An 802-nucleotide genomic window follows, 5' to 3' on the forward strand; every position below is an offset into this window, starting at 1 on the left:
GCGAGCCGGGCGACTACGTCGAGATCCCGTTCCGGCTCGACGAGGCGGGTGAGTTCGAGGCCGCCGTCCGCTACCCGCGCGACTGGGACCTCGGAAAGATCCAGGTCAGCATCGACGGCGAGGACCTGCCGGACGGGCTGGTCGATCCCACGCTGGATGCCCTTGAGGCGTACCAGACGTACCAACACGGCGGGGTCGAGCTGGACAGCGGCCCGCACGTGATCAGGTTCACCGTGGTGGACAAGGGGCACCTCGGCGGAACCGCGATCGCGCTCGACCATCTCACCCTCACCGACGCCGGCGGCGGTGCGAACGAGCTCGTGCGTGACGTCGTCGTCGACGACAACTCGGTCGATGCCTTCCAGATGTCCGGAAGCTGGAGCCGGGCGACCGGCCAGGAGGGCCATCCGTACTACGGCGTCAGCTACCGCTCCGCGCCCGCCGGATCCGGTGACCGTACCGCCAGCTGGCGGCCCGACGTCCCCGTGACCGGCCACTACAACGTGCTGGTCTGGTACGTCTCGCACCCGAACCGCGCGTCCGACGCCGCCTACACGGTGCACCATGCGGACGGAAGCACCACGGTCGAGGTGGATCAGCGCGGGCAGGCCCGCAGCCTCACCGACGGCGATCGGCCCGGCGTCTGGGTCAACCTGGGAAGTTTCCCGTTCGACGCCGGTAATGCCGCGACGGTCGAGCTCAGCAACGACGCCGACGGCTACGTCGTCGCGGACGGGGTCACCCTCACCCGCGACGCGGTCCCCGCGACACCCGCCGACGTCCAGGCGGCGACCGCGTCGTC

1 protein-coding gene is annotated in these 802 nt (G+C 70.4%); it reads left to right on the plus strand.

Annotation, left to right across the window (positions count from 1 at the left end):
• Nucleotides 1–802, plus strand: an 802-nt coding sequence (locus tag ELR45_RS35030) for a golvesin C-terminal-like domain-containing protein (RefSeq protein ID WP_205856445.1), incomplete at both ends; no start/stop codon positions are given.

It is taken from the genome of Phytoactinopolyspora endophytica (genome assembly GCF_004138495.1).
Classification (GTDB): domain Bacteria; phylum Actinomycetota; class Actinomycetes; order Jiangellales; family Jiangellaceae; genus Phytoactinopolyspora; species Phytoactinopolyspora endophytica.